The sequence below is a fragment of the Bradyrhizobium sp. P2_E8 genome, assembly GCF_056403875.1.
Genome location: NZ_JBFUES010001454.1, coordinates 1 through 1335 on the forward strand (window position 1 = coordinate 1; position 1335 = coordinate 1335).

Consider the following 1335-nt stretch of genomic DNA (forward strand, 5'->3'; position numbering starts at 1 on the left):
ATGGTGGAGGAGCGAAAGCCGTAGGTGAAGCGGCCGCGCGGCGCGCGCCGCGCCGCGATCGAGGCGCCCCATGCCACGACCAGGCCGAGCACGTCGGAAAGATTGTGGCCGGCGTCCGCAAGCAGCGCGGTGGAGTTGCCGATATAGCCGTAGACCGCCTCGGCCACGACCAGCGCGACGTTGAGCGAAATGCCGATCGCGAACGCCTTGCCGAAACTGGCGGGGGCGTGGACATGCGCGTGGCCAGGACCGTGAGCATGGCTGTGGTCGTGACCATGGCCATGATCATGGGCGTGGCCGGCATGGTCATGATGATGGCCGTGATGGTCGTGGTTGCCCAAATCTAGCGCTCCCCGGAAGCCGCCAAATCAGGCGCCATTGTAGGCGTTTCGGTAGCCCCGTCACGCCGGAACAGCACGTAGAGCGCCGGCAGCACCAGGAGCGTCAGCACGGTCGAGGAGATGATGCCGCCGATCACCACGGTCGCAAGCGGCCGCTGCACCTCGGCGCCGGCACCTGTGGCGAGCGCCATCGGCAAGAAGCCGAGGGAGGCGACGAGCGCGGTCATCAGCACCGGGCGCAGGCGGGTCAGCGCGCCCTCGCGCACGGCCTCCGCAATGGGACGTCCCTCGCTGCGCAGCCGCTCGATGAAGGCGATGATGACGAGGCCGTTGAGCACGGCGACGCCCGACAGCGCGATGAAGCCGACGCCGGCGCTGATGGACAGCGGAATGCCGCGCAGCAAGAGCGCGGCGACGCCGCCGGTCAGCGCCAGCGGCACGCCGGAGAACACCAGCGCCGCATCCGCCGCCGACCCCGTGCCCATGAACAGCAGCAGGAACACCAGCAGCAGCGCCACCGGCACGACGATGGTCAGCCGCTTGGTGGCGGAGACCAGCTGCTCGAACTGTCCGCCCCAGCCGATCCAGTACCCCGGCGGCAGCTTGACCTTCTCCGCGACCGCGTCCTGGGCCTCGGCGACAAAGGAGCGCAGATCACGCCCGCGAACGTTGGCCATCACGACCACGCGGCGCTTGCCGTTCTCGCGGCTGATCTGGTTGGGGCCCGGCGCGATCTCGATCGCCGCGACGGAGGACAGCGGCACGTAGCGAAGCGCCGTGTTTCCACCCGCCCATGCGGCTTTCGTGACGGCGGCGGCATCCTCGCCCGGCGGCAGCGGGATCGGCAGCGACTTGATCGTGTCAGGGTTGGCGCGCAGGCTTTCCGGCAGCCGCACCACGATGTCGAAGCGGCGATCGCCTTCGAACAGCTTTCCGACCGGCTTGCCGCCGATCGCGATCTCGACCAGGTTTTGCACCTCGCTGAGGCTGAGGC

At 69.1% G+C, this 1335-nt stretch carries 2 protein-coding genes; both read right to left on the minus strand.

The window, feature by feature from the left end:
• Nucleotides 1-341 (minus strand): cation efflux transmembrane domain-containing protein (locus tag AC1D00_RS41350; RefSeq protein WP_477014670.1); only part of this gene is annotated, 341 nt, incomplete at its 3' end.
• 2 nt (nt 342-343) lie between these two features.
• Nucleotides 344-1335: efflux RND transporter permease subunit (locus AC1D00_RS41355; protein ID WP_477014671.1), on the minus strand; the 992-nt coding region annotated here is incomplete at its 5' end.